This window comes from Amycolatopsis sp. VC5-11, from assembly GCF_037034185.1.
Lineage (GTDB): Bacteria > Actinomycetota > Actinomycetes > Mycobacteriales > Pseudonocardiaceae > Amycolatopsis > Amycolatopsis nivea.
Map to the genome: position 1 here is coordinate 283,541 of NZ_JBAGKF010000008.1, position 26,016 is coordinate 309,556.

30 protein-coding genes are annotated in these 26,016 nt (G+C 69.5%); 11 read left to right on the forward strand and 19 right to left on the reverse strand.

What is annotated here, in order from left to right:
• The first annotated feature begins 41 nt into the window (after window positions 1-41).
• On the forward strand, window positions 42-587 hold the full coding sequence (locus tag WA670_RS24960) for a DUF6069 family protein (protein WP_037818625.1): 546 nt from the start codon (window positions 42-44) through the stop codon (window positions 585-587).
• Between the two features lies 1 nt (window position 588).
• Here the strand turns inward: WA670_RS24960 and WA670_RS24965 are convergent, their stop codons facing one another.
• The 4 genes from WA670_RS24965 to WA670_RS24980 form a co-directional block, all read right to left on the reverse strand.
• Window positions 589-1,335, reverse strand: coding sequence for a hypothetical protein (locus WA670_RS24965; protein WP_336159037.1), 747 nt, complete (start codon window positions 1,333-1,335; stop codon window positions 589-591).
• Window positions 1,332-1,496 (reverse strand): hypothetical protein, encoded by a 165-nt coding sequence (locus WA670_RS24970; protein ID WP_158714566.1) that lies wholly within the window; start codon window positions 1,494-1,496, stop codon window positions 1,332-1,334. The genes WA670_RS24965 and WA670_RS24970 overlap by 4 nt, the downstream gene beginning before the upstream one ends.
• Window positions 1,497-1,512: 16 nt before the next feature.
• Complete coding sequence (locus WA670_RS24975) at window positions 1,513-1,869, reverse strand: ArsR/SmtB family transcription factor (protein ID WP_037818621.1); 357 nt, start codon at window positions 1,867-1,869, stop codon at window positions 1,513-1,515.
• Between the two features lie 88 nt (window positions 1,870-1,957).
• On the reverse strand, window positions 1,958-2,809 hold the full coding sequence (locus tag WA670_RS24980; protein ID WP_336159038.1) for an NAD(P)H-binding protein: 852 nt from the start codon (window positions 2,807-2,809) through the stop codon (window positions 1,958-1,960).
• An 88-nt stretch (window positions 2,810-2,897) separates the two neighbouring features.
• Between WA670_RS24980 and WA670_RS24985 the strand changes: the two genes are divergently transcribed.
• The gene (locus WA670_RS24985; RefSeq protein ID WP_134663452.1) at window positions 2,898-3,305 is read left to right on the forward strand and encodes a winged helix-turn-helix transcriptional regulator; all 408 of its coding nucleotides are present in this window, start codon (window positions 2,898-2,900) and stop codon (window positions 3,303-3,305) included.
• Between the two features lie 44 nt (window positions 3,306-3,349).
• On the forward strand, window positions 3,350-3,688 hold the full coding sequence (locus WA670_RS24990) for a hypothetical protein (protein ID WP_336159039.1): 339 nt from the start codon (window positions 3,350-3,352) through the stop codon (window positions 3,686-3,688).
• Between the two features lie 110 nt (window positions 3,689-3,798).
• On the opposite strand, the gene WA670_RS24995 is transcribed toward WA670_RS24990, so the two are convergent.
• Both WA670_RS24995 and WA670_RS25000 read right to left on the reverse strand, forming a co-directional pair.
• Window positions 3,799-4,953 carry an acyl-CoA dehydrogenase family protein gene (locus tag WA670_RS24995; protein ID WP_336159040.1) on the reverse strand — a complete coding sequence of 385 codons (1,155 nt, stop codon included), beginning with the start codon at window positions 4,951-4,953 and terminating at the stop codon, window positions 3,799-3,801.
• Between the two features lie 20 nt (window positions 4,954-4,973).
• Complete coding sequence (locus WA670_RS25000; RefSeq protein WP_205669953.1) at window positions 4,974-5,825, reverse strand: 3-hydroxybutyryl-CoA dehydrogenase; 852 nt, start codon at window positions 5,823-5,825, stop codon at window positions 4,974-4,976.
• A gap of 140 nt (window positions 5,826-5,965) precedes the next feature.
• Between WA670_RS25000 and WA670_RS25005 the strand changes: the two genes are divergently transcribed.
• Entirely contained in the window at window positions 5,966-6,634 is a 669-nt protein-coding gene (locus WA670_RS25005; protein WP_037818612.1) for a TetR/AcrR family transcriptional regulator, read from the forward strand.
• 104 nt (window positions 6,635-6,738) lie between these two features.
• Here WA670_RS25005 and WA670_RS25010 read toward each other — a convergent pair whose 3' ends face one another.
• The 4 genes from WA670_RS25010 to WA670_RS25025 form a co-directional block, all read right to left on the reverse strand.
• Window positions 6,739-7,293, reverse strand: a complete 555-nt coding sequence (locus tag WA670_RS25010; RefSeq protein ID WP_336159041.1) for a YbaB/EbfC family nucleoid-associated protein — start codon at window positions 7,291-7,293, stop codon at window positions 6,739-6,741.
• Window position 7,294: 1 nt separating this feature from the next.
• Window positions 7,295-8,341, reverse strand: coding sequence for a hypothetical protein (locus WA670_RS25015; RefSeq protein WP_134663455.1), 1,047 nt, complete (start codon window positions 8,339-8,341; stop codon window positions 7,295-7,297).
• 1 nt (window position 8,342) lies between these two features.
• Window positions 8,343-8,720 carry a hypothetical protein gene (locus WA670_RS25020; protein ID WP_037818608.1) on the reverse strand — a complete coding sequence of 126 codons (378 nt, stop codon included), beginning with the start codon at window positions 8,718-8,720 and terminating at the stop codon, window positions 8,343-8,345.
• A 120-nt stretch (window positions 8,721-8,840) separates the two neighbouring features.
• Window positions 8,841-9,677: a DUF1295 domain-containing protein gene (locus WA670_RS25025; RefSeq protein ID WP_336159042.1), complete on the reverse strand. Its 837-nt coding sequence runs from the start codon at window positions 9,675-9,677 to the stop codon at window positions 8,841-8,843.
• Window positions 9,678-9,728: 51 nt separating this feature from the next.
• On the opposite strand from WA670_RS25025, the gene WA670_RS25030 reads away from it, so the two are divergent.
• Entirely contained in the window at window positions 9,729-10,235 is a 507-nt protein-coding gene (locus WA670_RS25030; protein WP_134663457.1) for an EXPERA domain-containing protein, read from the forward strand.
• Here the strand turns inward: WA670_RS25030 and WA670_RS25035 are convergent.
• Genes WA670_RS25035 through WA670_RS25045 form a run of 3 tightly spaced genes read right to left on the reverse strand, consistent with a single transcriptional unit; the run spans window position 10,219 to window position 12,731 of the window.
• Window positions 10,219-11,745, reverse strand: coding sequence for an MFS transporter (locus WA670_RS25035; RefSeq protein ID WP_336159043.1), 1,527 nt, complete (start codon window positions 11,743-11,745; stop codon window positions 10,219-10,221). The genes WA670_RS25030 and WA670_RS25035 overlap by 17 nt on opposite strands.
• 58 nt (window positions 11,746-11,803) lie before the next feature.
• Entirely contained in the window at window positions 11,804-12,172 is a 369-nt protein-coding gene (locus tag WA670_RS25040) for a VOC family protein (protein WP_037818603.1), read from the reverse strand.
• 19 nt (window positions 12,173-12,191) lie between these two features.
• Window positions 12,192-12,731: a dihydrofolate reductase family protein gene (locus WA670_RS25045; RefSeq protein ID WP_336159044.1), complete on the reverse strand. Its 540-nt coding sequence runs from the start codon at window positions 12,729-12,731 to the stop codon at window positions 12,192-12,194.
• A gap of 99 nt (window positions 12,732-12,830) precedes the next feature.
• Here WA670_RS25045 and WA670_RS25050 point away from each other — a divergent pair, with 99 nt between their 5' ends.
• Together WA670_RS25050 and WA670_RS25055 are read left to right on the forward strand one after the other, a co-directional pair.
• The gene (locus WA670_RS25050) at window positions 12,831-13,202 is read left to right on the forward strand and encodes a YciI family protein (RefSeq protein WP_037818702.1); all 372 of its coding nucleotides are present in this window, start codon (window positions 12,831-12,833) and stop codon (window positions 13,200-13,202) included.
• Window positions 13,199-14,407, forward strand: coding sequence for an RNA polymerase sigma factor (locus tag WA670_RS25055; RefSeq protein WP_336159084.1), 1,209 nt, complete (start codon window positions 13,199-13,201; stop codon window positions 14,405-14,407). Before WA670_RS25050 ends, WA670_RS25055 begins: the two co-directional genes overlap by 4 nt.
• On the opposite strand, the gene WA670_RS25060 is transcribed toward WA670_RS25055, so the two are convergent.
• Window positions 14,404-14,955: a D-alanyl-D-alanine carboxypeptidase gene (locus WA670_RS25060; RefSeq protein WP_336159045.1), complete on the reverse strand. Its 552-nt coding sequence runs from the start codon at window positions 14,953-14,955 to the stop codon at window positions 14,404-14,406. The two genes, WA670_RS25055 and WA670_RS25060, sit on opposite strands and share 4 nt — an antisense overlap.
• A 199-nt stretch (window positions 14,956-15,154) precedes the next feature.
• On the opposite strand from WA670_RS25060, the gene WA670_RS25065 reads away from it, so the two are divergent.
• Genes WA670_RS25065 through WA670_RS25075 form a run of 3 tightly spaced genes read left to right on the forward strand, consistent with a single transcriptional unit; the run spans window position 15,155 to window position 17,711 of the window.
• Window positions 15,155-15,847, forward strand: coding sequence for a response regulator transcription factor (locus WA670_RS25065; RefSeq protein WP_051172386.1), 693 nt, complete (start codon window positions 15,155-15,157; stop codon window positions 15,845-15,847).
• Complete coding sequence (locus WA670_RS25070) at window positions 15,844-17,253, forward strand: sensor histidine kinase (protein WP_134663463.1); 1,410 nt, start codon at window positions 15,844-15,846, stop codon at window positions 17,251-17,253. Before WA670_RS25065 ends, WA670_RS25070 begins: the two co-directional genes overlap by 4 nt.
• Window positions 17,250-17,711 carry a hypothetical protein gene (locus WA670_RS25075; protein ID WP_037818598.1) on the forward strand — a complete coding sequence of 154 codons (462 nt, stop codon included), beginning with the start codon at window positions 17,250-17,252 and terminating at the stop codon, window positions 17,709-17,711. Before WA670_RS25070 ends, WA670_RS25075 begins: the two co-directional genes overlap by 4 nt.
• Before the next feature lie 9 nt (window positions 17,712-17,720).
• Here WA670_RS25075 and WA670_RS25080 read toward each other — a convergent pair whose 3' ends face one another.
• From WA670_RS25080 to WA670_RS25100, 5 genes are read right to left on the reverse strand one after another with little or no spacing between them, the layout of a single operon-like run.
• Window positions 17,721-19,136, reverse strand: a complete 1,416-nt coding sequence (locus WA670_RS25080) for a purine-cytosine permease family protein (RefSeq protein WP_037818596.1) — start codon at window positions 19,134-19,136, stop codon at window positions 17,721-17,723.
• A 32-nt stretch (window positions 19,137-19,168) separates the two neighbouring features.
• Window positions 19,169-20,824, reverse strand: coding sequence for a thiamine pyrophosphate-binding protein (locus WA670_RS25085; protein WP_037818594.1), 1,656 nt, complete (start codon window positions 20,822-20,824; stop codon window positions 19,169-19,171).
• On the reverse strand, window positions 20,821-21,861 hold the full coding sequence (locus WA670_RS25090) for an inosamine-phosphate amidinotransferase (protein ID WP_037818593.1): 1,041 nt from the start codon (window positions 21,859-21,861) through the stop codon (window positions 20,821-20,823). Before WA670_RS25090 ends, WA670_RS25085 begins: the two co-directional genes overlap by 4 nt.
• A 54-nt stretch (window positions 21,862-21,915) precedes the next feature.
• The gene (locus WA670_RS25095; protein ID WP_037818592.1) at window positions 21,916-22,743 is read right to left on the reverse strand and encodes a hypothetical protein; all 828 of its coding nucleotides are present in this window, start codon (window positions 22,741-22,743) and stop codon (window positions 21,916-21,918) included.
• Window positions 22,744-22,787: 44 nt separating this feature from the next.
• Window positions 22,788-23,939 (reverse strand): aminotransferase class I/II-fold pyridoxal phosphate-dependent enzyme, encoded by a 1,152-nt coding sequence (locus tag WA670_RS25100; protein ID WP_167754364.1) that lies wholly within the window; start codon window positions 23,937-23,939, stop codon window positions 22,788-22,790.
• 333 nt (window positions 23,940-24,272) lie between these two features.
• Between WA670_RS25100 and WA670_RS25105 the strand changes: the two genes are divergently transcribed.
• Complete coding sequence (locus WA670_RS25105; RefSeq protein WP_134733361.1) at window positions 24,273-25,982, forward strand: carbamoyltransferase family protein; 1,710 nt, start codon at window positions 24,273-24,275, stop codon at window positions 25,980-25,982.
• The last annotated feature ends 34 nt before the right edge of the window (window positions 25,983-26,016 follow it).

A 26,016-nucleotide genomic window follows, 5' to 3' on the forward strand; every position in this document is an offset into this window, starting at 1 on the left:
GACAATCGAAGCGACCGCATGCGCGAGGGAAGGACCGCCCGATGGTTCAGCAGTACCCCGGCAATTACGGGGAGGACACCCGGCCAGGCATCGACGCAGCGAGGTTGTGGGCAGGCGGCGTGGCCACCGCGGTGGTCGCGGCCCTCGTGGCGGTAGTGGGCCTGCTGATCGCGCGAGGCATCTTCGACGTGCCGGTCCTGGCCCCGAAGGGTGACGGCCTGTGGGGCAAGGCGAGCACGCCGACGTACGCGATCTCCGCCGCTGCCGTCGCCCTGCTGGCGACTGGACTGATGCACCTGCTGAGCGTGGCGACCCCGGCGCCGGGCCAGTTTTTCGGCTGGATCATGGTGCTGGTGACAGCCATCGCGGTGGTCCTGCCGCTCACCCTGACGGTGGGCCTGGAAGCGAAAATCGCGACGGCGGCGATCAACCTGGTGATCGGGCTGGTGATCGCCTCGCTGGTGAGCAGCATGGCGGCGAGTGCCCGGACGTTGCATCGGCGGAAGCGGAACAGCCGGGCGGAGCAGCAGCCGCCTCCGCCTACGCGGCAGTGGCCGGAGGGGCCGACTACGTATTACGACCGCTGAGCTAACGCTTCCGAGGCGGCCGAACCGCCTCCGCGATCGCGTCCAGCACCCGGGTCGCCAAATCCGGGTCTGACAGTTCCGGCAGCGGCTGATCCACCGGCGCGAGCGTCGTCAACGCGTGCGCGCAGGCCCGATGCACGTCCACCGGATCAGACCCGGCCAGCCCCCTCCGCAATGCTGCGAACAACCCCGGCAGCGGCAGCAAGAGCGCACTCCGTTCCGGGGGCACCAGCGCGGAGCCCTCGAACTCCCCCACCGCATCGACCACCACAGTCGCGTTCCTCGCGACTTCCCGCAGCGGAAAACCGGCAGCGTCGTCGCGTCGCCAAGCCACCACATCGCCGACTCCGGACGCCACCAGCAGCGGCACCAGCAACGGCATCGCGTCCGAACCGGCCACGACCACCTTCGCGTCAAACGGCGCGACCTGCAGCCGTCGCGACCGGATCAGCACCGCTGCGGTCAGTACGATCGCGGCGGCTTCCTCCTCGGTGACGACCGGAAGCGTCGAAGCCAGTTCTCGTTGTGCCACACGGGCTTTCGCCGGTTCCACCCCGGTCAGATACACCACCGAGACCTCGTCCGGCAACGAGCGCAAGGCCGCCGCCAGCTCCGCCGCGTCGCGCGAACGCACCGTGAACGCCGACGTCGGCACGCCGGTGTGCTCCTGGATCGCCCGTGCGTCCGCCTGCAGCCGCGACGGCCCGTCCTCCGCGACGATCGCCAGCCCGGGACGCGTCCAGCTCATCGACCGGACTCGCCGAGGTCGACGTCGTTCTGCTGCGCGATCTCCCGCAGTTCGGCCAGCCTCTCGCGATGGCCCTCCGCCTCGTCCTCGCCGGCGTGCTCCAGCGCCTGCTGCGCGGCCGCGATCCCCCGCTTCAGTTCCCGCACGAATTCGCTCGTCACATCGCCTCCGTTGGTCTCAGCCGCGCGGGGAACGCGAGCTGTCCGCGTGCGCGGTGCGCAGGTCGTCGAGCAGTTCGACCTGGCCCGACAGGACGCCGGTCAGGATCTCGCGCGCGACCGCCAGCAACTCCGCGACCTGCGGGCTGATCAGCGAGTAGTAGACGCTCGACCCTTCCTTGCGCGTGGTGACCAGCCCCATCCGCCGCAGCACCGCGAGCTGCTGCGACAGGTTCGCCGGCTCGATCCCGACCTCCGGCAGCATCTCCGCGACCGCGTGCTCGCGCTGCGACAACAGCTCCAGCACCCGGATCCGCGCCGGATGGCCGAGCGTCTTGAAAAACTCGGCTTTCAGCTGGTAGAGCGGTCTGCTCACGAGTGCCGCCTTCGGTCCGGGTCCGCCCTCTTGACCGGACGGGTTCAGCAATTGCAAATATTAGCAATTGCTGAACCCGCGGGGCCCGTCAGCTTCCCTCCGGAGCGAACTCGGCCGCATGATCGGCCACCCACTGGGCGAAAGTCCGCGCCGGAACCCCGGTGAGGTCCTCGACCGTCGTCGTCGGCCGGTCGGGTTCGCTGCCAGCCAAGCGGGCGAACGCGTCGAGCATGGCGTCCGCGTACTTCGCCGGAATCCGCTGGAGCAGAAGTTCGCGCGCAACCTCCCGCGGCACCTCCTCCCAGCGGGTCTCCCGGCCGATCACCTCGCCGATCACTCGGACCTGCTCGACCTGCGTAAGCGCAGCGGGCCCAGTGAGGTCGTACTTGGCCCCGGCGTGCCCTTCGGAAGTCAGCGCAGTCACCGCGACCGCCGCCATGTCGGCTTCGTGGATGAGCGTGGAGTACACCGAACCGTAAGCCCCGCGCACGACGCCGTCCTCGCGAATTTGCGATGCCCAGCCCAGGGTGTTGGTCGCGAACCCGTGCGGTTGAAGGAACGTCCACTCCAGACTGGTCCGCTCGATCGCCTTCTCCACCGCACGATGAACCTGACTGATCGCGTCATCCGAGTCCCCGCGCGCCGCGGCCGACGAGAGCAGCACCAGCCGACGAGCACTGCCCGCGACGGTGTCCGCGATTGCCTCGGCCGGGTCCCCGGAAATCAACGGCCACATCAAGAAGACCGAGTCCACCCCTCGCAACGCGGCCCGCAGACTGTCCAAATCAGACAGATCGCCGGGAACGACTTCAACGCTGGATGGCAGATCGGCCTTCTCCGGCCGCCGAGCCAGCGCACGCACCGAAAGACCGCGCTCGGCCAACTGGACGGCCACCTGACGGCCGACGTTGCCGGTAGCGCCGATCACCAAAACAGTCACGGGTCGTACCTCCTTGTGTCGCAGTGAAGCTCACCGTAGGTTCTGGGCTAACTTTTGGTAAGGACGCACCGTGGGGTAAGCTCCAGACATGGGAGTAGGCACCGAGGCAGGACGCCGCACCGCCCCGGACCCGGGTGACGCGTTCAACAGCGACTGCCCCGGCCGGACGGTGCTCGACCACGTGTGCAGCCGCTGGGGCACGCTGATCCTGCTGTCCTTGCGCGATCGTCCGGCGCGCTTTTACGAACTGCGCGACACGATCGGCGGAATCAGCGAGAAGATGCTGTCGCAGAACCTGCGCACCCTCACCCGCGACGGTTTGATCCATCGCGAGGTGGAGCCCGCTACGCCGCCCAAGGTGACGTACTCGCTCACGGAGCTTGGGCAGGAGTTGGCGACGCCGCTGGAGGGCTTGCTGGAGTGGGTCCGCGTGCGGGCGGTGGATGTGGTGAAGGCGCAGCGAAGGCATGATCGGCAGCACAAGCCTTCGACCTGACTGCGTGCTCGCTGGGGCAGTGCTGGCTCAGTAGGATCTGCGGTGTGACAGCTGCATCGGGGAAACGGCCGAAACCCATCGCTCAGTGCCAGGACGTGCACGAGGTCCTCGACGAGATCCGGCTTCGCCCGGGAATGTGGCTTCGGCAGCGTTCTCTGCAGGACTTGCAGAGCATCCTCTTCGGTTACAGCGTCGCCCTGGACGTGCACGGGTGCGATGAGGAGTTCGCGCTGGGGCCTGCCGGCCCGTTCGCGCAATGGATCGAGGCTCGCTACGGCTGGCCGATGGCCGCGGGATGGGCGGTCGCCATCGAAGGGCACGCCGACGACGAGGAGCCGCTGAACGTGTTCTTCCGGCTCCTCGACGAGTACCGGACCCGCTGAACTCCGTGAGCCCGATCGAGGCGGCGTTCAGACGACCTGGCTGCTCTGACGGCCCGCAGAAGGCCTGATCATTAGCAGCCAGAGCCGCCCGAACTACCGGGGCGGGAACATCAGCCCTTCAGCAACTGCCGAGCCATCACCAGGCGCTGGATCTGGTTCGTGCCCTCGTAAATCTGCGTGATCTTCGCGTCCCGCATCATGCGTTCCAGCGGGAAGTCGCGCGTGTAGCCGTACCCGCCCAGCAGCTGGACCGCGTCCGTCGTCACGCTCATCGCCACATCCGACGCGTGGCACTTGGCCGCCGCGCCGAAGAACGACAGGTCGTCGTCGCCTCGTTCGGACTTCGCGGCCGCGGTGTACACCATCTGGCGCGCCGTCTCGACTGCCATCGCCATGTCCGCCAGCATGAACTGGATGCCCTGGAAATCCGCGATGTGCTTGCCGAACTGCTTGCGCTCCTTGACATATCCCAGCGCGTGGTCCAGCGAGCCCTGCGCGATGCCGACGGCCTGCGCGGCGATCGTCACGCGGGTGTGGTCCAGCGTCTTCAGGGCGATCTTCAAGCCCTGACCCGGCTCGCCGACCATGCGGTCGCCCGGGATGCGGACCTGGTCGAACAGCAGTTCACGCGTCGGCGAGCCCTTGATGCCCAGTTTCTTTTCCTTGGCGCCGAAGGAGAACCCCGGGTCCGACTTCTCGACCACGAAGGCGCTCACGTTGGCGCCGCGGCGGCCGTCGGGGTCGGTTACCGCCAGGACCGTGTAGTACTCGGAGAAGCCCGCGTTGGTGATCCACGACTTCTGTCCATTGAGGATCCAGTCGTCGCCGGAAGGGGTGGCGCGGCAACGCATCGAGGCGGTGTCCGAGCCCGCGTCGCGTTCGGACAGTCCATACGAGAATCCCGCTTCGCCCGAAGCCAGCGGGGGCAGGTACTTCGCCTTGACGTCCTCGTTCGCGGCCAGAATCAGCGGAAGGCTGCCGAGTTTGTTCACCGCGGGGATGAGCGAGGACGAAGCGCACACGCGCGCCACTTCCTCGATCACGATGCAGGTGGCCAGCGCGTCGGCACCGGCGCCGCCGTACTGCTCCGGCACGTGCGGGGCGTGGAAGTCCGACGCGACCAGTGCGTCGTAGGACGCCTTGGGGAATTCTTCGCGCTCGTCGGCCTCCGCGGCGTGCGGGGCGATCTGCTCTTCGGCGACCGCGCGCACGGCTTCGCGGATCGCTTCGTGGTCTTCGTTGATTTTGAACAGGTCGAAGCTCATCGGGTTCTCCTCGCCGGAACTCAGTAGGTGTAGAAGCCGCGGCCGGTCTTGCGGCCAAGCAGGCCGGCGTCGACCATGCGGGCCAGCAGCGGCGGCGGCGCGTACAGCGGCTCCTTGAACTCCTCGTACAGCGATTCCGCGACCGCCTTCGTGGTGTCCAGTCCGATCAGGTCGGCCAGCGCGAGCGGGCCCTGCGGGTGCGCGGCGCCGCGCACGAGGCCCTCGTCGATGGCTTCCTTCGTCGCGAAGCCGGACTCCAGCATGCGCACCGCGGCGAGGATGAACGGGATCAGCAGCGCGTTCACCACGAATCCGGCGCGGTCCTGGCACAGGATGGCGTGCTTGCCGAGGGTCTCCTCGGCGAACTTCCGCGCGCGGTCGGTGGTCTCGTCGCCGGTGAGCAGGCTCGGCACCAGTTCGACCAGCGGCAGCACCGGGACCGGGTTGAAGAAGTGGATGCCGAGCACCTGCGCCGGGCGCTCCGTCGCGGTGCCGAGCTTCATGATCGGGATCGACGACGTGTTGGAGGCCAGCACCGCGTCCGGCGCGGCGACGATCTTGTCCAGCTTCGCGAACAGCTCCGCCTTGACCGCCTCGTTCTCGACGATCGCCTCGACGACGAGCGTGCGGTCGGCCAGGTCGTCGAGGTCCTCGGTGATCCGGATCCGGTCCAGCACCTCGGCCGCGGACGCGATCTTCCCCTTGCGCTCGGCCCGCCCCAGCGACGCCTCCAGCCGCGCCCGGCCCGCGTCGGCGGCCGCCCGGCTCGATTCGACCGCCACGACGTCCAGCCCGGCCCGGGCGCACACCTCGGCGATCCCCGCCCCCATCTGGCCGCAGCCGACCACGCCGACGAGCTCCACGTGCCTCACCCATCCCTCCGGTACTTGGTTTCATGATAACGGTACTCAGTACCGGCGAGTAGGCGAGAGCGGGGTGGCCCACCTCACCCTGCTCCCGCGCGGCCGCGTCCGATTAGGCTGGCCGCAGCGTGCGTGCGAAAGGTGGCCCGATGCCCGAGAAACCGGCCAAGCAACGGCTGACCGAGGCCGCGTTCGCGCTGTTCGAGGAACGCGGCTACGACCAGACGACGGTGGACGACATCACCGACCGCGCGGGCGTGGGGCGCAGCACGTTCTTCCGTGCGTTCCGGTCCAAAGAGGACGTGATCTTCCCCGACCACGAGGTGCTGCTGAGCGCGATCGAGGCCCGGCTGGCCGGATCCGACCCGCGCACGGCGATCGTCGCGGTCACCGAAGCCGCGCGACTGGTGCTGCGGCATTACGTCGCGGAAGGCGACCTCGCCCTGGCGCGCTACCGGCTCACCCGCAGCGTGCCCGCACTACGCGCGCGGGAAATCGCGGGCACGCGGCAGTATCAACGGCTGTTCCAGGAATTCGTCCACCGCTGGATGGGCGGCGGCGAGGAAACCGCGCTGCGCGCCGAACTCATGGCGGCCGCGGTGGTGACGGCGCACAACCACGTCCTCCGGCGATGGCTCCGCGGACAGGCTGCGGATCCGGAAGCGGCCTTCGACGCCGCGATGGCGGACACGGTCGCGCTGTTCGGCAACACTGGTGAGACGGAGACGACGGTGGTCGCTTTCCGGACGGGCAAAGACCTTTCCGCGGTGCTGCCGGGGTTGCGCAAGCTGCTCGGTGACGAGGGCACGCTCGGCTGAACGGCTACCGCGTCTGGTCGCTCACAAGCAGCCACAGACGCCGAGACGGAGACGACGGCAGTCGCTTTCCGGACCGGCGAAGAACTTTCCGCCGGACTGCGCGACTACCAGGCCTCGTCGAACCGCACGCCAGCTTCGTACCAATCCTCGTCGCTCACCGGGCGCTCCGGTTCCGCGGAACGTTCGGGGTCGGAGGTGCGGTTGCGGAGGTAGTCGCCCTCGCCCTGCACAGCCGAAGCGGCCGCCGGGTTCCGGGAGACCGCGGGCTTCTCCGGCGCGGCAACGGGTTTCGGCTCGCCAGGCGCGGGAGACGGCCTCGGCTCCGCTGGCGGAGCGGGTCGCCGGGGAGCCGGAGTCGCGGGCGCGGCTTCGGCCGTGAACCCGGCCCGCCACTTCAGGCGGTCCATCACGTATCCGCGAGTGCCGAGCGGAGCCAGCAGCGCCGCCGTGCGGTTCGCCGATTCCCGTTGCGCTTCGGCGTACGTGCGCAGCACCAGCGCGGCCAGCTCGTCCGGCGGCAGATTCCGTACTGTGCCGGACAGTTTCAGTCCCGTGAGGACACCGTCGGTGTTGACCGTGGCGGTGACCGCGTTGCCGGGCGAGGACGCCTCGACCGACAACGCGGACAGAGCCTGGATCAGTTCTTCCGGACTGGGCACGTCAGTCCATCGTGGACGGCGACAGCGGCTGCGACACCGAACCGTCCGGCGCGATGTCGACGTTCCGGTCCCGGACCCGCTTTTCGGTGCCCTTCGGGGTGTTCGAGGTCTCGAAGTTGGCCGGGTCGAACGAATCGCCGGGGCTGACGTCGGGCGGGTTCGGCACCGGCGGCAGGTTGACCGACTTCTCGTGGATCTTGTCGGCCAGCCTTCCCGCCGATTCCTGCATGTGCGAACGGATCTTGTCCACGCCGCTGAGGAAGCTCTGGAAGATGTCGTCCGCGTTGTCGCCCTCGACCTTCGCCGAGGCCTGCGCCGTCACCTCGGTGAGCCCGGCGCCCGCACCCGCGACCGCGGCCTGTGCGCCGACCGCGCTCATCGACAGCCCGCCCGCCGCGGCCACGGCTCCGCCCGGGGTGGCGACCACGGCGAGCATCCCGACCAGAGCACCGGTGAACGCCACCGCCGCCACCTTGGACCAGGAGATTTCGCCTTCCTTGGCCTTCTCCTTCTGGTACTTCTCGGCGGTTTCCCGGAACGTCAGCGCGAGCGAACTGAGGTCGTCTCGCGCGGCCCACACGCCGTCGCGGGCGGCGACGATGTCGCTCTCCACGACCGTGATCTCCGCGGCGAGCGCTTCGTAGGCCTCCGACAGCCGGTCGAGGTACGTCTTGACGTCCTCGGCCGCGTTGCCGCGCCACGAGCCCAGCAGTTCCTTCGCCCGGCGCAGTTCGGTGATCGACCCGCGGCTGAGGTTCTTCCACACCGGCTCGTACGAGTTGATCATCGACTGCAGGCCGCCGCCGGTGTCCTTGAGGTCGGCCTCGGAGAACTCCCGGAAGACCTCGGTGACCTTGTCCTGGTACGACTCGTACAGCTCTTTGATCGCGGAGAACTTGAAGAACTCCGCGTAGCGCAGGAATTCCAGCCCGTCGAGCGCGTCGTTGGCGCCCTTGTGCAGATCCTCGCTGATGCCTTCGAGCAGTTCCGCGCGCGGACGCCCGTCCGAGCCGCCGCTGAGCCCGAAGTAGTCTTCCTGCTCGCTCACGTCAGCGCACCTCTCCGCCCGCGCGCCGCACCGCGGACTGCGCCTCGGCGTCCGACGCCTCGTACAGCTCCGCCACGCGCTTGAGCGCTTCGCTCGCCTGATGCGTCGTGTAGGCCAGCTTCGCGAGCGCTTCCTCGACCTTCGCGCGGTGGTTCTCGTACGCCGCCGCGATCTTGGGCATGCCGAGCGATCCGCCGAACGCGGTGGTCGGGCCGCCGCCGAACAGGTCGATCGAGCCAATGATGGCGGCCGGGCCGACCGCGTCGGGCAGGTCCAGCCTGCGCACTCCGCCGCGCGCGGTCTCCGCCGCGTCCCCGGCGTTCGCGACGAACCCGCTCGCCTTGCGCAGGTCGTCGAGGTCGGTTTCGAAACCGATCATGAAACTACCCCCAGTCGTGTGAACCGTGACCCTACCGGGCGAACGGTATCCCTTCCGACTCATCGGACACCGAGGAGGTTCACGGCATTCCCGTGAGGGCGGTCACACCGCGGGCCGGACTCAGTCCGAAGTGGACCCGACGGCGCTTCCGCGGCGGTCGGCCCGGCGCGGGAACCACGGCACGATCGGCGAGACTCGCCGCTGGTAGTCCGCGTACTCGGGGTAGCGGCCGAGGGTGATGCTCTCGGTGAAGATCGTCGAACCGATGAACAACGCCGTGAGCAGGACCGCGCCGGCGATCGTCCAGGTGACCGCGCCGGCCGCGGAGACGCCGATCAGGAACACCAGCCACCACTGCGCTTGCTCGAAGAAGAAGTTGGGGTGGCGGGAAAACCGGAAGAGCCCGGTCTGCGCGAACCGCGGTTCGGGAGTGCGCCCGGCGGCGGTCTCGCGCTTCTTCCACTGGTGGAAGTTCCATTGCTGCTGGTCCGCGATCGTCTCGCCGGCCAGGCACGCGAGGAACGCGACGGCCAGCACGATGTCGGCGGCGCCCAGCGGAGTCTGATGGTCGAGCGCGATCCACGCGGGAAGAGTGATGAGCAGCAGGATCACGTTCTGGTAGAGCGTGATGAAGAAGAGGTTGAACAGCTGGAACTGCCACCGAGCCATCCGGCCGCGCAGCACCGCCCAGCGGTAGTCCTCGCCGCCGGGCGCGTAGCCGCCCTTGCGGCCGTAGTTGAACGTGAGCCGCGCGCCCCAGAGGAACACGAGCGCGAACAGCAGGTTCAGGCGCGCGTCCGCGAACCCCGCGTGCCCGGCGAAGATGCCGACGTAGGCCACCGGGACGACCGACCAGATCCGGTCCACCCAGGAGTACTCCCTGGTGAGCACCGACAGCAGCCAGCAGCCGGCGCACACTCCCGCGAACACCCAGAGGCACACCTGGAACGCGTTCATGACCGCGACTGTACTGCCGAAATCGCCGCTGCGACGCCCTACAATCCGCCGATGGGCACCACGACGGCGAACCTGCCCCTGCGCGAGCGCAAGATCGACATTTTCTTCGCCGTGATCTTCTCGGCGTTCACGGTGACGTCGCTGATCAGCGACCTGCTGCCGACGGTCGGCGTCGACTTCTCGCGGCCGACCGGCAACTTCTTCGTCGACTCCAACTACTGGTACGCCCACGACGCCGACCCGCTCTTCATGCACCCGCCGGACTGGATGCGGATCGTCACCGGCCTGTCGGCGTTCGTCTACCTCCCGTTCTACGTCGTGCTCGTCTGGTGCCTCGTCGCGGGCCGCAACGGGATCCAGCTGTTCGCGGTGGTCTACGCGACGATGATCGTCACACTCACCGGGATCGTCGTGTTCGGCGTCGAGTTCTTCGGCGACCCGGCGACGCGCACCGGCAACCCGGCCAAGTTCCTCGCGTTCAACCTCCCCTACGTGCTGGTTCCGTTGCTGCTGCTGGTGCGGATGCGCCGTCCGCTGCCGTTCACGCGGCGGTTCTGACCGCTGCGGCCTTCCGCAGCACCCGTTGTCGACGGCTCGTATAGGCCGCGACCGAACCGCACAGCAACGCCAGGAGCGCGACTGAAACCAGTACCTCCGACACCGACCTCACCAGCAGCGAAAGCACCAACGGGCCAGCCAACCCGCCGAGCCGGTTGAAGAACGACACCGACCCTGCGACCCGCCCGCGCAAGCCGTCATCGGCCACATCGGCGGCGACTGGCAGGAACACCGCCGCCATCGTGTTGACGCCTAGCAAGGCAACGGTCAGCACCGCTGCCGACAGCCACGGCGCAGCTACCGCCCATCCCGACACCGCGAGCGCCAACAGCAATATCGCGACGCAGACGGCCAGCCGCACCGTGACGCCGGTGGGGCCGAAGCGTCGGTAGCCGAGGAGCAGCAGTCCCGCGCACAGCACCATCGCCACCGCGGACCCGGTCAGCAGGGCGTTCGCCGTGGTCAGCGAGAGGCCGCCGACGCGGGACAGGGTCGGCACCCAGGTGGTCAGGCCGAATGTGGTCAAGCCGATCGAGAAGGCGAACACCCATTGCAGCCGGGTCGTGAGCGTGTTCCGCGCCAGCCAGTTGTCCTCCGCCGCGGCGGGCGCGCGGGTGCTCCGCTGATCCGGGATGACGGCTGCCGCGGCGGCCAGCAGCAGCCCGGTCGGCGCGCCGATGAGCCACAGCACCCGCCAGCCGAAGACGGGCTCCAGCCACAACGCGGAACCGGACGCGACCAGGTAGCCGATCGCGGTCGCGAGGATCGACAGGCCGGTGACCGCCGCTCCCCTGCCCGGCCCCGGGAAGAGGTCGCTGAGCACCGTGATCAGCATCGGAGCCAGTCCGCCGACGGCGATGCCCATCAGGAAGCACATCACCACGTTGCCGCCGAAATCCGGCATGGTGCCGCACATGCTCGTGGCGGTGAACCCGAGCGTGGCGAGCAGATAACAGGCCCGGCGGCCGATGCGCTCGGCCAGCCTGCTGCACAGCAACGCGCCCAGCGCGGTGCCGGACAGCCCGCTCACCGCCAGCAGCGACGCGGTCGAGGCGTCGATGCCGTATTCCGTGCGCAGGCCGGGGATGACGAACCCCAGCGTCGACGTCTTGCTGATGTCGATCGTGAGCGCTGCGGTGGCGACCACCGCGATCGTCCGCCTTCCCCGGACCGTGTGCGGAGGCAGGACAGCCGGGACCGCTGGGACCGCTGGGACCGCTGGGACCGCTGGGACCGCACCCTGCCGCGTCCGGCCGAGGACGAGCGCGGCTCCCAGCGCGAGGAGCAAGGCCGCGCCGGCGACGAACATTTCCGGCATGTCGGCCAGCGCCATGCCGTGCAGCCGCCGGCCGGCTGTCGAACCCGGTGAACCCATCGAGTCCATCGACTCCATTCCGGGCATCGTGAAAGCCCGGAAAAAGCCCGTTGCCGAAGCGACCACGACCACCGCCGCCGCCAGCGCGAGCACTCCCCGCCAGCTCGTGCGAGCCGGCCCCGAAACTGTCGTCATGCCTCCAACTTCTCATCCGGGCGCGCGTTCCGGCATCTTCAGTTTTGCGGTCCTGTCCTCAGTTTTCCTGAAGCACCGAAAGAATATTCCGCGCCGGATCGCGGAACCACGCGATCAGTGGCCCGCCGAGCCGGAAAATGCCTTTTTCGTCGACGCCGTCGAACGGTTCGAAGGAAACCCCGGCCGCACCGAGGTCCGCGACCGCCTGGTCGATGTCGTCCACCGGGAAGTTGAGAATCGTGTACTCGGCCGGAACGTGCTTGTCGCCCTTCGGGTAGACGAGGACTTCGCGCCCTTCGGCGAGACGCAGCCGCAGCATCCCCCAGTTTTCGGTGACCTCGATGCCGAGCGTCTCGGCGTAGAACTTCCGCGCGGCCGGGATGTCGTCGACGGAGAAACCGCTGAATGCCTTGCTGGTGTCGAACATTTTTCCTCCTGGATAATTGTCAGTGCCGAGGGCGGTAAGTCACGCAGAGGACGCCATTGCCGAACGTCCGGGAAGCGACGAGTTCGAGGTCAGCCCGGGAAGAAGCCGTCGAGAACAGCCGCTCGCCCGAACCGAGCACGATCGGGTGGATCAGCAGATTCAGCTCGTCGAGCAAGCCCGTCAGCAGCAGCGACCGCACCAGCCGCGGGCTGCCGGGAATGTGGATGTTCTTGCCCGGCTTGCTCTTCAGCGCGGTCAGCTCGGCTGTCACATCAGGGCCGAGCAACGTCGAACCGCTCCACGCCACTTCCGTGAGCGTGCTCGATACGACGTACTTCGGGGTGTTGTTCAGGAACGCGGCCATCGGCGACGAGTCGCCCAGCGCGGGCCACATCCGGGCGAAGTCCGCGTAGGTGTTCCGGCCGAGCAGCACGGCGTCCGATTCGGCGATGCCGGCGCGGATCACCTCGTCCGCCTCGTGGTTCAGCATCATCCACTCCGGCGGCGACTCGGTCACCCCGTCCAGCGACACCGACAGTCCGGCCACGATCTTCCGCACGGCTATGCTCCTTCTTCAGCTGACCTGGACACGGGGGACGTCGGAGCCGGAATCCGCGAGGCGACAACCGGCGGCGAAAAGTTTTCGGAGGGGGCCGTTGTGCGGTACCTGATCATGATCCACAGCAACCCGCGGTTCCGGGCGCTTTGGGAGGAGTTCTCGGACGAGCAGAAGGCCGCGTTCGGCCGGAGCCACCTCGCGCTCGACCGGGCGCTCGAGGAGTCCGGCGAGCTGGTGCTCAGCGACGGGCTGGCCGATCCCGCCGAAGCCAAGTGCGTCACCGTGCAGGACGGCAAGGCGGTGGCGAGCGACGGGCCGTTCGCCGAGGTCAAGGAGCATCTGGTCGGCTTCTACCTGGTCGAATGCGAGAGCATGGAGCGGGCGCTGGAGCACGCCGCGCGGGTGCCGGACGCGCTGTACGGCAAGGTCGAGGTACGGCCGATCCGCAACGTGAAAGAGCTGGATCTCTGACTCCCCCGGCCGGTTTCGAACAGCTCCTGCGCGACCTCGCGCCGCAGGTGCTCACCGCCGTCTGCCGCCGGTTCGGCGATTTCACGCTTTGCGAGGACGCGGTGCAGGAGGCGCTGCTGTCCGCCGCGGTGAAATGGCCGGAGCAGGGCCTGCCGGACAACCCCAAGAGCTGGCTGATCACCGCGGCCGCGCGCCGGCGCATCGACATCGAGCGCAGCGAGTCCGCCCGACGGCAGCGCGAGCAGACGGTCGCCGCGCTGGCGGTGCCGCAACCGGAACTGGCCCCGGCCGACGACGACACGCTGACCCTGCTGATGCTGTGCTGTCACCCCGAACTCGCCAAGCCGTCGCAGCTCGCGTTGACGCTGCGCGCGGTCGGCGGCCTCACCACCGCGGAGATCGGCCGGGCGCTGCTGGTTCCGGAGAAAACCGTGAGCCAGCGGATCAACCGGGCGAAGAAACGGCTCAGCGGGGCCCGGTTCCGGATGCCGCCGCCGGGCGAACGGGCCGAGCGGATGGCCGCGGTGCTGCAGGTGCTGTACCTGATCTTCACCGAAGGGCACACCGCCAGTTCCGGGACCGCTGTCAACCGGGTCGAGCTGACCGCGGAGGCGATCCGGCTGACCCGGCAGCTGCACGCGCAGGTGCCCGACGACGGCGAGGTCGCCGGGCTGCTCGCGCTCATGCTGCTCACCGACGCCCGGCGCCCCGCGCGGACCCGGCCGGACGGCGCCGCCGTGCCGCTGGCCGAGCAGGACCGCACCCGCTGGGACGCCGCCGCGATCGCCGAAGGGCTCGACCTGATCGGGAAAACCCTGGTCACCGCCCAGCTCGGGCCGTATCAGCTCGAGGCCGCGATCGCCGCCGTACACGCCGAGGCGGCCCGCGCCGAGGACACCGACTGGCCGCAGATCCTCGCCCTCTACGACCTGCTGCTCGCCCTCGCGCCGAGTCCGGTCGCGGCGCTGAACCGGATCGTCCCGGTCGCGATGGTCCACGGCGCCCGCGAAGGGTTGCGGCAGCTGGACGAGATCGCCGGACTGGACGAACACCACCGCGTCGACGTCGTGCGCGCGCACCTGCTCGACCTGGCGGGCGAACCCGAGCAAGCTCGGGGATATTACCGTTCAGCGGCACGGAAAACGCTCAGCGTTCCCGAGCGGAGGTACCTCGAATCCCGTGCCGCGCCCGGGAAATCGCCCTAGCTGGCCGCCCGAGCCATCGACGGCGGACGCAGCGCGCCCGGGTCCGGCAGCCGCATCGGCACGGTGTCCGCGTGGTACTCGAAGTGCCACCATTCGTTGTCGTAGCGGCGATACAGCCGGTACTCCGCCCCATGCCGCTCCAGCCACGCCGCTCCTTCGGTCGGGCGTACGTCGAGCGCTGTGCCGCGGACGTGTGCCGACTCGTGCGGTGGCAGCACTCGACGCCGGGCCGCGGTGACGGAGCCGGTGCGGTGTACCTCTTCGGCGAACAGCCGGTGCTGGTGGGCGGCGTCGCGGTGGCCCGAGGTGAGGCCGATGAGCTGGTGGTCCCGCCAGAACGCCTCGGCGCGCGCCGCGGTGAACGCCGCGCGGGCCGGTTCGCTCAAGCCTGCCAGGTCCTCGGCCGGGTAGCGCATCGCGAGCGCCCACTGGCAGGCCAGGTAGCGGCCGCGGCCGGGCGAACGCAGGAACGCGGCCGGGAGCAGCGTCAGCGCCAGGAGGCGGGTGACGGCCGCGAAGACCCGGGGCCGGCGAAGCGACTCGATCATGAGGTCCACTTTCGGGCCCCAGTGTGCGCGCACTGCGCTCGGAGTTTGACAGCTCTGTAACAGTTCGCCGCGGCGGCGCTGTTACCGAACGATGACACGGCACGCACCACGCGGGGATCCGGGCCGGGCAGGCTGGGCTCCGGCCGTCCGCTGTGGACTGTCCGGGCGGCCGGACGGGCGGACTGCGATAGTGGGAGACATGCCGAGGGTGCTGCTGATCGAAGACGACCAGGCCGTGCGCGACGGCCTGCGGCTGGCCCTGACCTACCAGGGCCACACGGTCGACGCGGTGGAGACCGGCGAGGAAGGCCTCGCCCGGCTCGCCGGGGACCCGGCCGACGTCGTGGTCCTCGACCTCATGCTGCCCGGGATGGACGGCTTCGAGGTCTGCCGCCGCATCCGCGCCGCCGGCGACCTGCCGATCATCATGCTCACCGCCCGCAACGACGACATCGACGTGGTGGCCGGGCTCGAAGCCGGAGCCGACGACTACGTCGTCAAACCCGCGCAGGCCCGGGTGCTGGAGGCGCGCATCCGCGCGGTGCTGCGCCGGACCGGCGGCGAACCGCGCAGTGCGGACGCGAAACCGGGTCCGGAACGGCACGGCGACCTGACGATCGACCGTGAAGGCCTCGTGGTCAGCAAGCACGGCACGGTGATCGGGCTCGCGCCGACCGAACTGAGGCTGCTGCTGGAACTGTCGTCGGCGCCCGGGCGCGTGCTGAGCCGTCAGCAGCTGCTCGAATCCGTGTGGGACCAGGGCTATCTCGGCGATTCGCGGCTCGTCGACGCGTGCGTGCAGCGGCTGCGCGCGAAGATCGAGGACGACCCGGCGAAACCGGTGTACGTCCAGACCCTGCGCGGTTTCGGCTATCGCTTCGGGCCGCTGTGACCGGCTGGCGGCTGCGCGGGCTGCGCACCCGGCTGCTGGTGGCGTTCGCGCTGCTGAGCGTGTTCACCGCGATGGCCGTCGCCGGGATCGGCTACGTGCAGGCGAGGAACGGGATCCTGCAGCGCACCCAGGACAACGCCGCCACCGAGATGACGAACCAGCTCAAGCAGCTGTACCCGCTCCCCCGGCAGCCGGTGGACACGAGCGCGCTGCAATCGGTCGCCGACCGGCTGAACGGCCGGAAAACGGCCGCGCTGGTGACGAGCGGCGGCCACAGCGCGGGCGACATGCCCGCCTCGGTGATCACGCCGGAACTGCGGGCGGTCGTGCGGTCCGGGCGGGTCGCGTGGCAGCGCGTGGACGTCGGCGGCGTGACACAGCTGCTGCTGGGCTCGCCGTTGCTGATCTCGACCGGCGACCGGCGGAATCCGACGATCCCGTCCGGCATCGAGATCTACGAACTGCGCAATCTCGACGCGGAAATCGACGCGGTGAACCGCCTGGCCAGGGACGCGTGGCTCGCCGGCGGGGCCGCGCTGGTGGTGGCGTTGATCCTCGCCGTGCTGGCCGCAGGCAGCGTGTTGCGGCCGGTCGGCGAGCTGCAACGCGCGGCGCGCAGGCTCGGCGCGGGCGACCTCGACGCCCGCATCGCTGTCCGCGGCAGTGATGAACTGGCGAGCGTCGCCGAGACGTTCAACGCGACCGCCGACTCGCTGCAACGCCACGTCGGCGAACTGCGCCGGATGGAAGCCGACGCACGACGGTTCGTCGCCGACGTGTCCCACGAACTGCGCACGCCACTCGCCGCGATGACCGCGGTCACCGACATGCTCGACGCCGAAGCGAAGCGGCTGCCGGACGCTGCGGGCGAGGCCGTGCGGCTGGTCAGCCAAGAAACCCACAACCTGACGCGGCTGGTGAACGACCTGATCGAGGTCACCCGGTTCGACTCCGGCACCGCTTCGCTCGAGGTGGACGACGTCGACGTGGCCGAGGCGGTTCGCGCAACGCTGCGCGCGCGGGGCTTCGCCGTCGAGACCGACCTGCCGGAAGGGATCCGGGCGCGGGTCGACCCGCGTCGGCTCGACGTGATCGTGGCCAACCTCGTCGGGAACGCCTTGCGGCACGGCGCGGAGCCGGTGACCGTGCGATTGCGGGGCGACCAGGCGGGGGTCACGCTCACCGTCGAGGATTCCGGCTCCGGCTTGGACGAGGAGGTGCTTCCGCACGTGTTTTCCCGTTTCTACAAGGCGGATACCGCTCGCAGCCGGTCGGAAGGGAGCGGGCTCGGACTCGCGATCGCCTGGGAGAACGCGCGGCTGCACCAAGGGGAACTGACCGCGGGCAACCGGCCCGAAGGCGGCGCGGTGTTCACCTTGCGGCTGCCTCGGGAGGTACGGCGATGAAGCGGTGGCTGGCGTTGCTCGCGGTCTTGGTGCTGGCGAGCGGCTGCGGGGTGCGGCCCAGCGGGGTGATCCCCGGCGAGAACGCGCCCAGCGGTCCGCCGAACGGGAACAACGGGCACACGGCGACGGTGTATTTCGTGCTGAACGGCAAGGTCGTGCCGGTGGTGCGCACCGGTATCGGCGACGTGGCCGCGGACCGGGTCCGCGCGCTGGAGCGAGGGCCGGACGAGGACGAACGGGCCAGCGGTTACACGACGGAGCTTCCGCCGTCGTTTGAACCGATCGCCATCGGGGTCTCGGACGCGGAGATCGGCGTGAACGTCCGGGAACTGTCGCCGAACGCGGTCGCGCAGATCGTGTGCACGGTGGTCGCGGCAGGCGGAGGCGGAGCGTCGGGGACTGTCCGGCTTTCCGGTGGCGGGCAGACGCTCCAGCCTGCGGGCTGCGGTCCCGGATAGGCAGGCCGGTCAGTACCGGTCGCGACCAGGTTCGCGGTACAGCACCGCGTAGAGCGCGCCGCCCACGATCGGGCCGACGACCGCGGAGAGGTCGACGCCGCCGAGAGCGACCGAAACCGGTCCCTGCCACAGTGTCGTGCTGGCGCACAGCAGCGCTGCCCCGGTGCCGGCCGCGAAAGCCCAGCACCCTTGCCAGTTCACGCCGTTGCGGAACCAGAACGGGCTGGTGCTGCGGATGTCGGCCAGGCCGGGGCCGTCGTACCGGTTGCGGCGGCGCACGAGATCGACGGCGTAGATCGCCATGACCGGGCCGAGATAGGTCACCGCGAGCGTCAGGATGTTGTTCAGCGCGGTGAGGAAGCTGGGCGCCATCAGCATGTACGCGGTCAGCAGAAGGCCCACCGCCGCGTCCAGCAGCACGGTCCGGGCCCGGGGCGCGCGGAGCCCGACCGCCTGGAGCATCAGGCCGGACGAGTAGAAGGTCGACACGTTGTTGGTGAGAGTGCCGAGCAGCACGGCCACCAGGAAAACCGGGTAGAACCACCTCGGCAGGATGGCCGCCATCGAGGTCTGCGGATCGGCCATGTCGACCACGGTTCCGGCCAGTACGCCGATGCTGCCCAAGACCAGCGCGGGCAGCGCGCCGCCGAAGCCGGTCCACCACGCGGCTTTCGCCGGGCTTTCGGACCGCGGCAGGTAGCGCGCGTAGTCGGCGCCGGTCAGCCAGGACACCGGTCCCGACGCGATCACGGTGAAGCCGGCGAGCAGAGCCGCCGCCGTGCCGTGTTCCGGCGGCGCCGGGAGATGGGAGAAGTCCGCCCGGCTCACCACGATGGCCGCCAGGATCGCGAGGCACACCGCGAGCAGCACTCCGAAGTACTTGCTCAGGTGCAGGATCGTCGCGTGGCCGTACACGCTCACCGCGAACGTGGCCACACCGACCACCGCGAGCACGAGGAGCTGCAGCCAGATCGATCCGGTGTCCGCGCCGAAGACGCCGAGCAGCGCGAGGCCGGCCATCGCGGTGATCGACAGGTTGATCGCGCCGAACCCCACGGCGGTCAGCCAGCCGAGGCCGCTGCCGACGACCCGGTTGCCGCGCACGCCGAACATCGCGCGCATGACCACCGAACTCGGTGCCCCGGACGGCACGCCGCTCGCGGCGAGCAGGCCGACCAGCACCCAGAACAGGTTGCCCGCCACCAGCACCAGCACCGCCTGCCCGATGCTGAGCCCGAGCACCGTCAGCGTGCCGCCGAGCAGGATGTAGAGGTAGGCGAGGTTCGACGACAGCCAGACCGGGAACAACTGGCGGGCCCGCCCCCGGCGTTCCCGGTCCGGCACCGGCTCGATGCCCCTGGTCTCGATCCGGCCGACCTCGTTGACCGGATCGACGCGATCGCTCTGCCTCGTCGGATTCTTCATCCCGCCCCCTTTCCTCGCATGGCCGGCCGCGGTCACGACACCCCGACGCGCAGCTCCACCACATACGGTTCGCCCGAGCGCCATGCCATCGCCGCGGCGTCGGCGGCTTCGCCCGGGCTCTCGGCCACGACGCCCTTGACCCCCATCGCGCCCGCGAGCGCGACGAAGTCGATCCGCGGCTCCACGAGGTCCATGCCGACCAGCCGGCCCTGTCCGGCCAGCGCGGGCACCCGTCCGCGGAGGTTGTCCTTCAACATCAGGTACTGGCAGTTGTTGACCACCACGAAAAGCACCGGCAGCCGTTCGTGCGCGGCGGTCCACAGCGCCTGCGGGCTGTACATCGCCGATCCGTCGCCGACGAAGCACACCACCGGGTCGAGCCCGCGTCCGATGCAGACGCCCGCCGCGGCGGGCATGCCCCAGCCCAGTCCCCCGCCGCGGGCGGCGAAGTACCGCCCTGGCTTGCCCGCCCGGTGGAACCGGCGCACGTAGACGTCGCTGCTCATCGACTCGTCCACGACGACCACGTCGTCCGGCAACGCCCGGAGGACCGCGTGCACCGCTGCCACCGGCGCCATCGGCGCTTCGGCGTAGCGCGCCCGGGCCCCGTCCTCGGCAGCCCGTTCGGCCTCGGCCCGCACCTCGCCTGCCCGGGCGAGCTCCTTGGCTGCGCGCTCGCCGTCGGCCAGCAGCGCGACCTTCGCTGTCAGCTCTTCGAGGGTGCACCGCAGATCGCCGCTGACGCCGAGCCGCACCGGCACCGATCTGGCCAGCTGATGCGGATCGGGAGCCACCTGCAGCAGCTCCGTCCCCGGCGCCACGAAGTCGCCGCCGCTGTATCCGTAGGCCATGAAAACCCTGCCGCCCAGCAGCAGCACCCTCTTGAACCCGGCCAAGGCGTCCCGGACCTCCGCCGTGGACAGTCCGAGCTGGCCCGCCCACAACGGATGAGTGGTCGGGAAAACGGTGGTGGCGTGCAACGACGATCCGAACACCCGTGCTCCGGCCGCTTCCGCGAACCCGGTCAGCGCGTCGACCGCACCGCTCGCGGCCACCTCGTCCCCGGCCACCACCGCGACCTGGTCCGGCGGCACGTCGCACAACAGCCGCGCCAGTTCGGCCGCGCGGGGTGCGCAACCGCCGCGCTCCACCGGCGATCGCGGCGGCACCGCCCGCGCGCCGCGAGGGTCCTCCGCTTCCAGGACGTCGACCGGCAGCGACACGAACACCGGGCCGGTCGGCTCCGACGCCGCGTCGCGGAACGCCCGGCGCAGCACCACCCCGAGGTCCTCGACCCGGCGGACCTCGTGCGTCCACTTCGCCACCGGCGCGGCCAGCCCGGCGAGATCGCCGGACAGCAACGGATCCTGCACGAGATGCCGCTGGTCCGCCTGTCCCGCGGTGATCACCAGCGGGGTGCGCTGCACCACCGCGTTGGTCAGGTTTCCCACGGCGTTCCCGAGCCCGGCCATGGCGTGCAGGTTCGCCATGGCCGGCCTGCCGGTGGCCTGTGCGCAGCCGTCCGCCATCGCGACCACAGAGCTTTCCTGGAGACCGAGCACGTACCGCGGATCGCGTGCCGCCGACAACGCGGTCATCAGCGGAAGCTCGGTGGTGCCGGGATTGCCGAACACGTGCCGCACGCCCTCGGTGCGCAGCACCTCCAGCACGACGTCGCTGCCCCTCACCGATAGGTTTCCAAAGTCCCGGTCCGGCGGACGTCGAGGGTCGCGCAGTGGAAGCCGCCGCCGAACGTGCGCGCCTGGCTCAGTTTCAGCGGCAGCACGTCGACCTTGTGCGCTTCCAGTTCCTTGATCAGCGCGGTCTGCCGCTTGTCGACGGCGACCAGCTCCGGGCTGATGCTGAGCAGGTTCATGCCGATCCACACCGAGTTGATCGGGAACGAGCCGGACCAGCCGATGTCCACCATCTCCGGGCACCAGATCTTGTCCCAGGACCGGAAGATCTCCGGCAGGTTCCCGTCGTTCACCCGTTCCGGATGCAGCAGCACCAGGCCCGGCCGCAGCGGCACCACCGTGGTGTCGATGTGCGCGGAGGGATAGAGGTCGCGGCAGGCGTGCACGGTGTACTCCGGGCCGACCGCCTGCTGCAGCCAGCGGGCTCCCATTTCATTGCCGCCGTCGGACACCTGGTAGATCAGATCGGTGCCGAGGCGGATGACGTTGGCCGCGTCGAAACACGGTTCGAGGTCGGCGAGCCGTTGCCCCTCCGGCAGCTCGGGCCGGTACATCTCGTCGGCGAGCGCCGGGCGCGGCGCCGAGATCCAGCGCGCACCGGAGTTGAAGTACTCCAGCAGCAACGGCTTGTACAACGACTGCTTGAGCGCCCTCCCGCGCACCACCATCGGCGCTTCGATCAGCAGATCGCCCACCACCAGCACGGTGTCGCGCGGGGCGTGGTCGAGGTATCCCTCCGTCTCCCACAAGCCGGTCCGCAGGACCGCGTCCGGATCGGCGGGCGCCGGTCTGCGGACGGTGACGCCGAGTCCGGTCAGCGCGGCGCAGAACTCCTCGAGCTCCTCCTCCGCCTGTTCGATCGCCGCCAGCGGGTACTTGCCGGATTCGAGTCTCTCGGCGCCGCCCGCGTCGTGGTAGTCCATCGTCAGGATGCTGCGTTCGGCGCGCGGGATCCGGGCGCCGAGCGCGGAGCCGACCACGACCTCCTCCAGCTGGTCCCATTCGTTGTGCGCACTGACCAAACTCATTCGCGAACCTCCGTGGAGCAGTCGGGAAACAACAATGGCGAGCGGGCGAACGCGTCAGCCGAGCAGCGCGGCCAGCCGGGGGTGAGCGGCGAGTTCGGCACGCAGCCGCGCGAAGTTGGCCTCGGCGGGACCGTCCTGCATCTCGAACACGTGCCACCCCCACTTCGCGGCGAACTCGCGGAAGAAGCCGTCGCAGGCGGACTGCAGTTCCAGATAGCCCGCGCGGCCGCGGCCCTCGCCCGCCGCGCCAAGGTCTTCCAGCGGGCCGAGGGACCCCTTCTGCGCCATCCGCCAGCGATAGGACCGTTCGACCGGACCGGAAATCACCAGCCCGACGTCCGGGGCACAGCGCTGGAACAACTCCGTCAGCATCTCCTGCGCCCGTTCGATCTCCTCGATCATCATCGGGCCGGTCGCCAGCTTGCGGGCGACGTAGAGTTCCTTGTAGGCCATCTTCAGGCTGAAGCTCTCGTCGATCACGTGCGTGCCGCGGGCGGTGTACGGCAGCACGGCTTCGTGGTACAGCAGCACCTGGCCGACCCATTCCAGCCACGCGGCGGCCAGCGGCCCGGCGGGCACGTTGCGGGTGAACGCGGTCGATCCGTAGCGTTCCTCCCACCCTTCCTCCTCGAACGCGGCGAACGCGGGCGGCGGCGGCGGAGCGTCCACGCCCAGGTGCAGCAGGCGGAACGATTCGACCCACAGCTGCCGCAGCGCCTGCCGGGTGTTCTCGCGCTCGTTCGCCGAGATTTCCTTGCGCCAGCTGAGCATCTTGACGTCGTGCCCGCCGTCGGCCAGCGCCTTCGACAGCATCTTGGCCATCGCGGTCTTGCCGGTGCCGTCGATGCCGAGCAGTGCGACGTGCAGTCCGGAGCCGGTCATGCGATTCCCCTTCGTTCCCGTGGTGCGGGCCGGAGCCCGGTTTTTCAGCGCGGCACGCCCGCCAGCCGCTGAACCGCCTCGCGCAGCGTCGGCACCGGCTTGCAGAAGGCGAACCGGAGCAGCCGGCCCGCCGAGCGGCGGTCGGGGAAGAAGTCGCTCATCGGCAGCGCGGCGACTCCCGTCGTGGCCACGAGGTCCTTCGCGAACGCCTCGATGTCCTCGCCCGCGCCCCACGGACCGGCGTCCGCGGTGACGAAGAACCCGCCGGACGGCAGTTGCGGCCGCAAGCCGGCCTCGGTCAGGCCGCGCCACAAGATGTTGCGGCGCACCCGGTACTCCGCGCGCAGCGTGTCGAAATAGCCGCTGTCGTCGGCCCAGCGCAACGCCGAAGCGGTGATCGCCTGCAGCGGGGCGGGCACGGAGAAAGCCAGGTGCCGGTGGTGGTATTGGGCCTTGACGCTCAGTTCGCGCGGCGCGTACATCCAGCCGATCCGCCAGCCGCCCAGCGACAGCATCTTCGACGCCGACGAGCAGACGATCGTCCGCTCCCGCATGCCTTCCTGTGCAGCGATGCAGACGTGCGGCCCGTCGTAGGTGTGCTCCTCGTACACCTCGTCGCTGACCACGAGCAGATCGTGCTCGACGGCGAACTCCGCCAGGTCCGCCGCGGACCGCGCGGACAGCGTGAATCCGGTCGGGTTGTTCGGGGTGTTCAGCAGCAGCGTGCGGGTCGCCGGCGTGACCGCGCGGCGCAGCGCGTCGAAGTCCGGTTCGAGCGGCCCCGAACCGCGCGAACCGGCGAGCGGAACCGGGACCAGCCGCGCCCCGGCGAGCCGGGCCAACCCGGGGTAGTTGTCGTAAAACGGTTCCAGCGCAAGGATTTCCGAGTCCGGAGGCGTCACCGCGAGCAAAGCTGCGGCGACCGCTTCGGTGCACCCGACAGTGACCGTGATCTCCCCGTCCGGGTCGTAGCTCAGGCCGCGCGCCTCGGCGCGGGCGGCCAGCTCGGACCTGAGTTCGGCCGTGCCGTACAGCGGCGCGTACTGGCGGCTGCGCTGGCTTCGCAGCGCCGCCTCGGTGATGTCCAGCCGCGGAGTCGGTGCGCCGTCGGGAAAACCCTGGGCGAGATTGATCGCGCCGACCTGCTCGGCGAGGGTGAAGATCTCGAAATAGATGTCGCTTTCTTCTTCGGGCACAGCAATGCCCAGTCTCGCTTCGTGCACGAGTCCCCCTAGGACGCCGGATCTCGACCGCCGTTTTTCCGAACGTACCACCGGCCGCCGCGGGAAGGGAACCCCGAAAGTAGTTGCGTCCGGGAAATGACCACCGTACACTTGGCATGATCACATTGTCGCGCGCTCGTTAAAGGCGCGTCGAGGACCTTGCCGCCCGTTCGGTTCGGCTGCTCGCGTCCATTCTCGAAAGTAATCGACCAGGAGGCATCACCGCCCGGAAGGGACGGCTAAACCTCACTGGCGAACATTCGTGCCTGCCCAGACAAAGGCACGGTAAAAACGAGGGAGAAATGCATGAAGCGCGATCCTGTCGTATTGGGCATCAACGGCGTCTACCACGAGTCGGCGGCGTGCCTCGTCCGCGGCTCGACCGTGCTGGCACTGGCCGAGGAGGAGCGCTTCAACCGCCGCAAGCACGCCAAACCGGCCGACATCGACACCGTGGACGAGATCCCGGCCGCCGCGATCAAGGACTGCCTCGAGCGCTCCGGGATCACCGCGGACGAGATCGACTTCGTCGCTTTCTCATTCGATCCGAAGCTGCGCAAGCCGCCGATGAACGAACGGCTCACCGCCGGTTCCTGGGGCCACGCCGACGGCGAAAGAGTCCTCCTGGAAAAGCTCGAAAATGTGCCGGAACTGGTCAGCAAGGCGCTCGGCGTCGATATCCAGGACCGCTGGGTGTGGGTCGGGCACGAAACGGCGCACGCGGCCAGCACGTACTTCGCTTCGCCGTTCGACGAGGCCGCGGTCTTGAGCATCGACGGAATCGGCGAGCATTCGACGGCATTGCTCGCGCACGGCCGCGGCAGCACGCTGGAAGCCGTCGAAACGATCGAATACCCCGATTCGCTCGGATTCGTCTGGGAGAAATTCGCCAAGTTCACCGGGCTGGACGATTACTCGGCCCCGAAACTGATGGCGCTCGCGGCGTTCGCGCCGCCGGAGAGGTACCGGGCGGAATTCGCCCGCATCGTCCGGCGGGGCGCGAAGCCGTTCGACGTGGACGCGGACCTGTTCCGGTTCCGGGTCGAGGACTACGGACCGCTGGAGGAACTGTTCGGCCCGCGCCGCGCGCCGAACACTCCGTTCGACTACCGGTACGCCCAGGTGGCGTCGAGCCTGCAGGAGATGACCACCGAGATCCTGCAGTCGCTCGCCGCCACGCTGAAGGAGCGGACCGGATCGCGCAACCTGTGCCTGGCCGGCGGTGTCGCGCTCAACTGCGTCGCGATGGGCAGGCTGCTCAACCGCGGCCCGTTCGACGGCGTTTTCGTCCAGCCGCTGGCCCACGACGGCGGGACCGCGCTCGGCGCCGCGCTCTGGGTCGCCCACACTCGCGGCGAGGTCGCATCGCGGTTCGTGCTGAACGACCCGTACATCGGGTCCGAGGCGTTCGGCAACGCCGAGATCGAAGCGGCGCTCGAGGGAGTCCCGGTCACAGCGGCCAAACTGGAGTCCGCGGCGGAAACGGCCGCCGGACTGGTCGCCGACGGTCTCGTCGTGGGCTGGTTCCAGGGCGCGGCCGAGATCGGCCCGCGGGCGCTCGGCAACCGCTCGATCATCGGCGACCCGCGCAGCCTGGCGATCAAGGATCTGATCAACGTGCGGGTGAAGCACCGGGAGTACTTCCGGCCGTTCGCCCCGAGCGTGCTGGGCGAGCACGCGGCGGAATGGTTCGAATTCGAGCGCACTTCGCTGTCGACCAACTTCATGTCGTTCGCCGTTCCGGTCCGCCCCGAAAAGCGGGCGGCCGTCCCCGCGATCGTGCACGTCGACGGGACCGCGCGGATGCAGACGGTGTGGCCGGAGGTCAATCCCCGCTACCACGAGATGATCACCGCCTTCCACCGGCAGACCGGGGTGCCGCTGGTGCTGAACACCTCGTTCAACACCTACGACGAGCCGATCGTGCGCTCCCCCGGCGACGCGCTGCGCACCTTCCTGCGCACCGGAATGGATGCCCTCGTCCTCGGCGACTACCTGATCGAACGCCGGCAGTGACCGGAGCGTGAGCGCGGCCGCGGGGGTGCGGGGC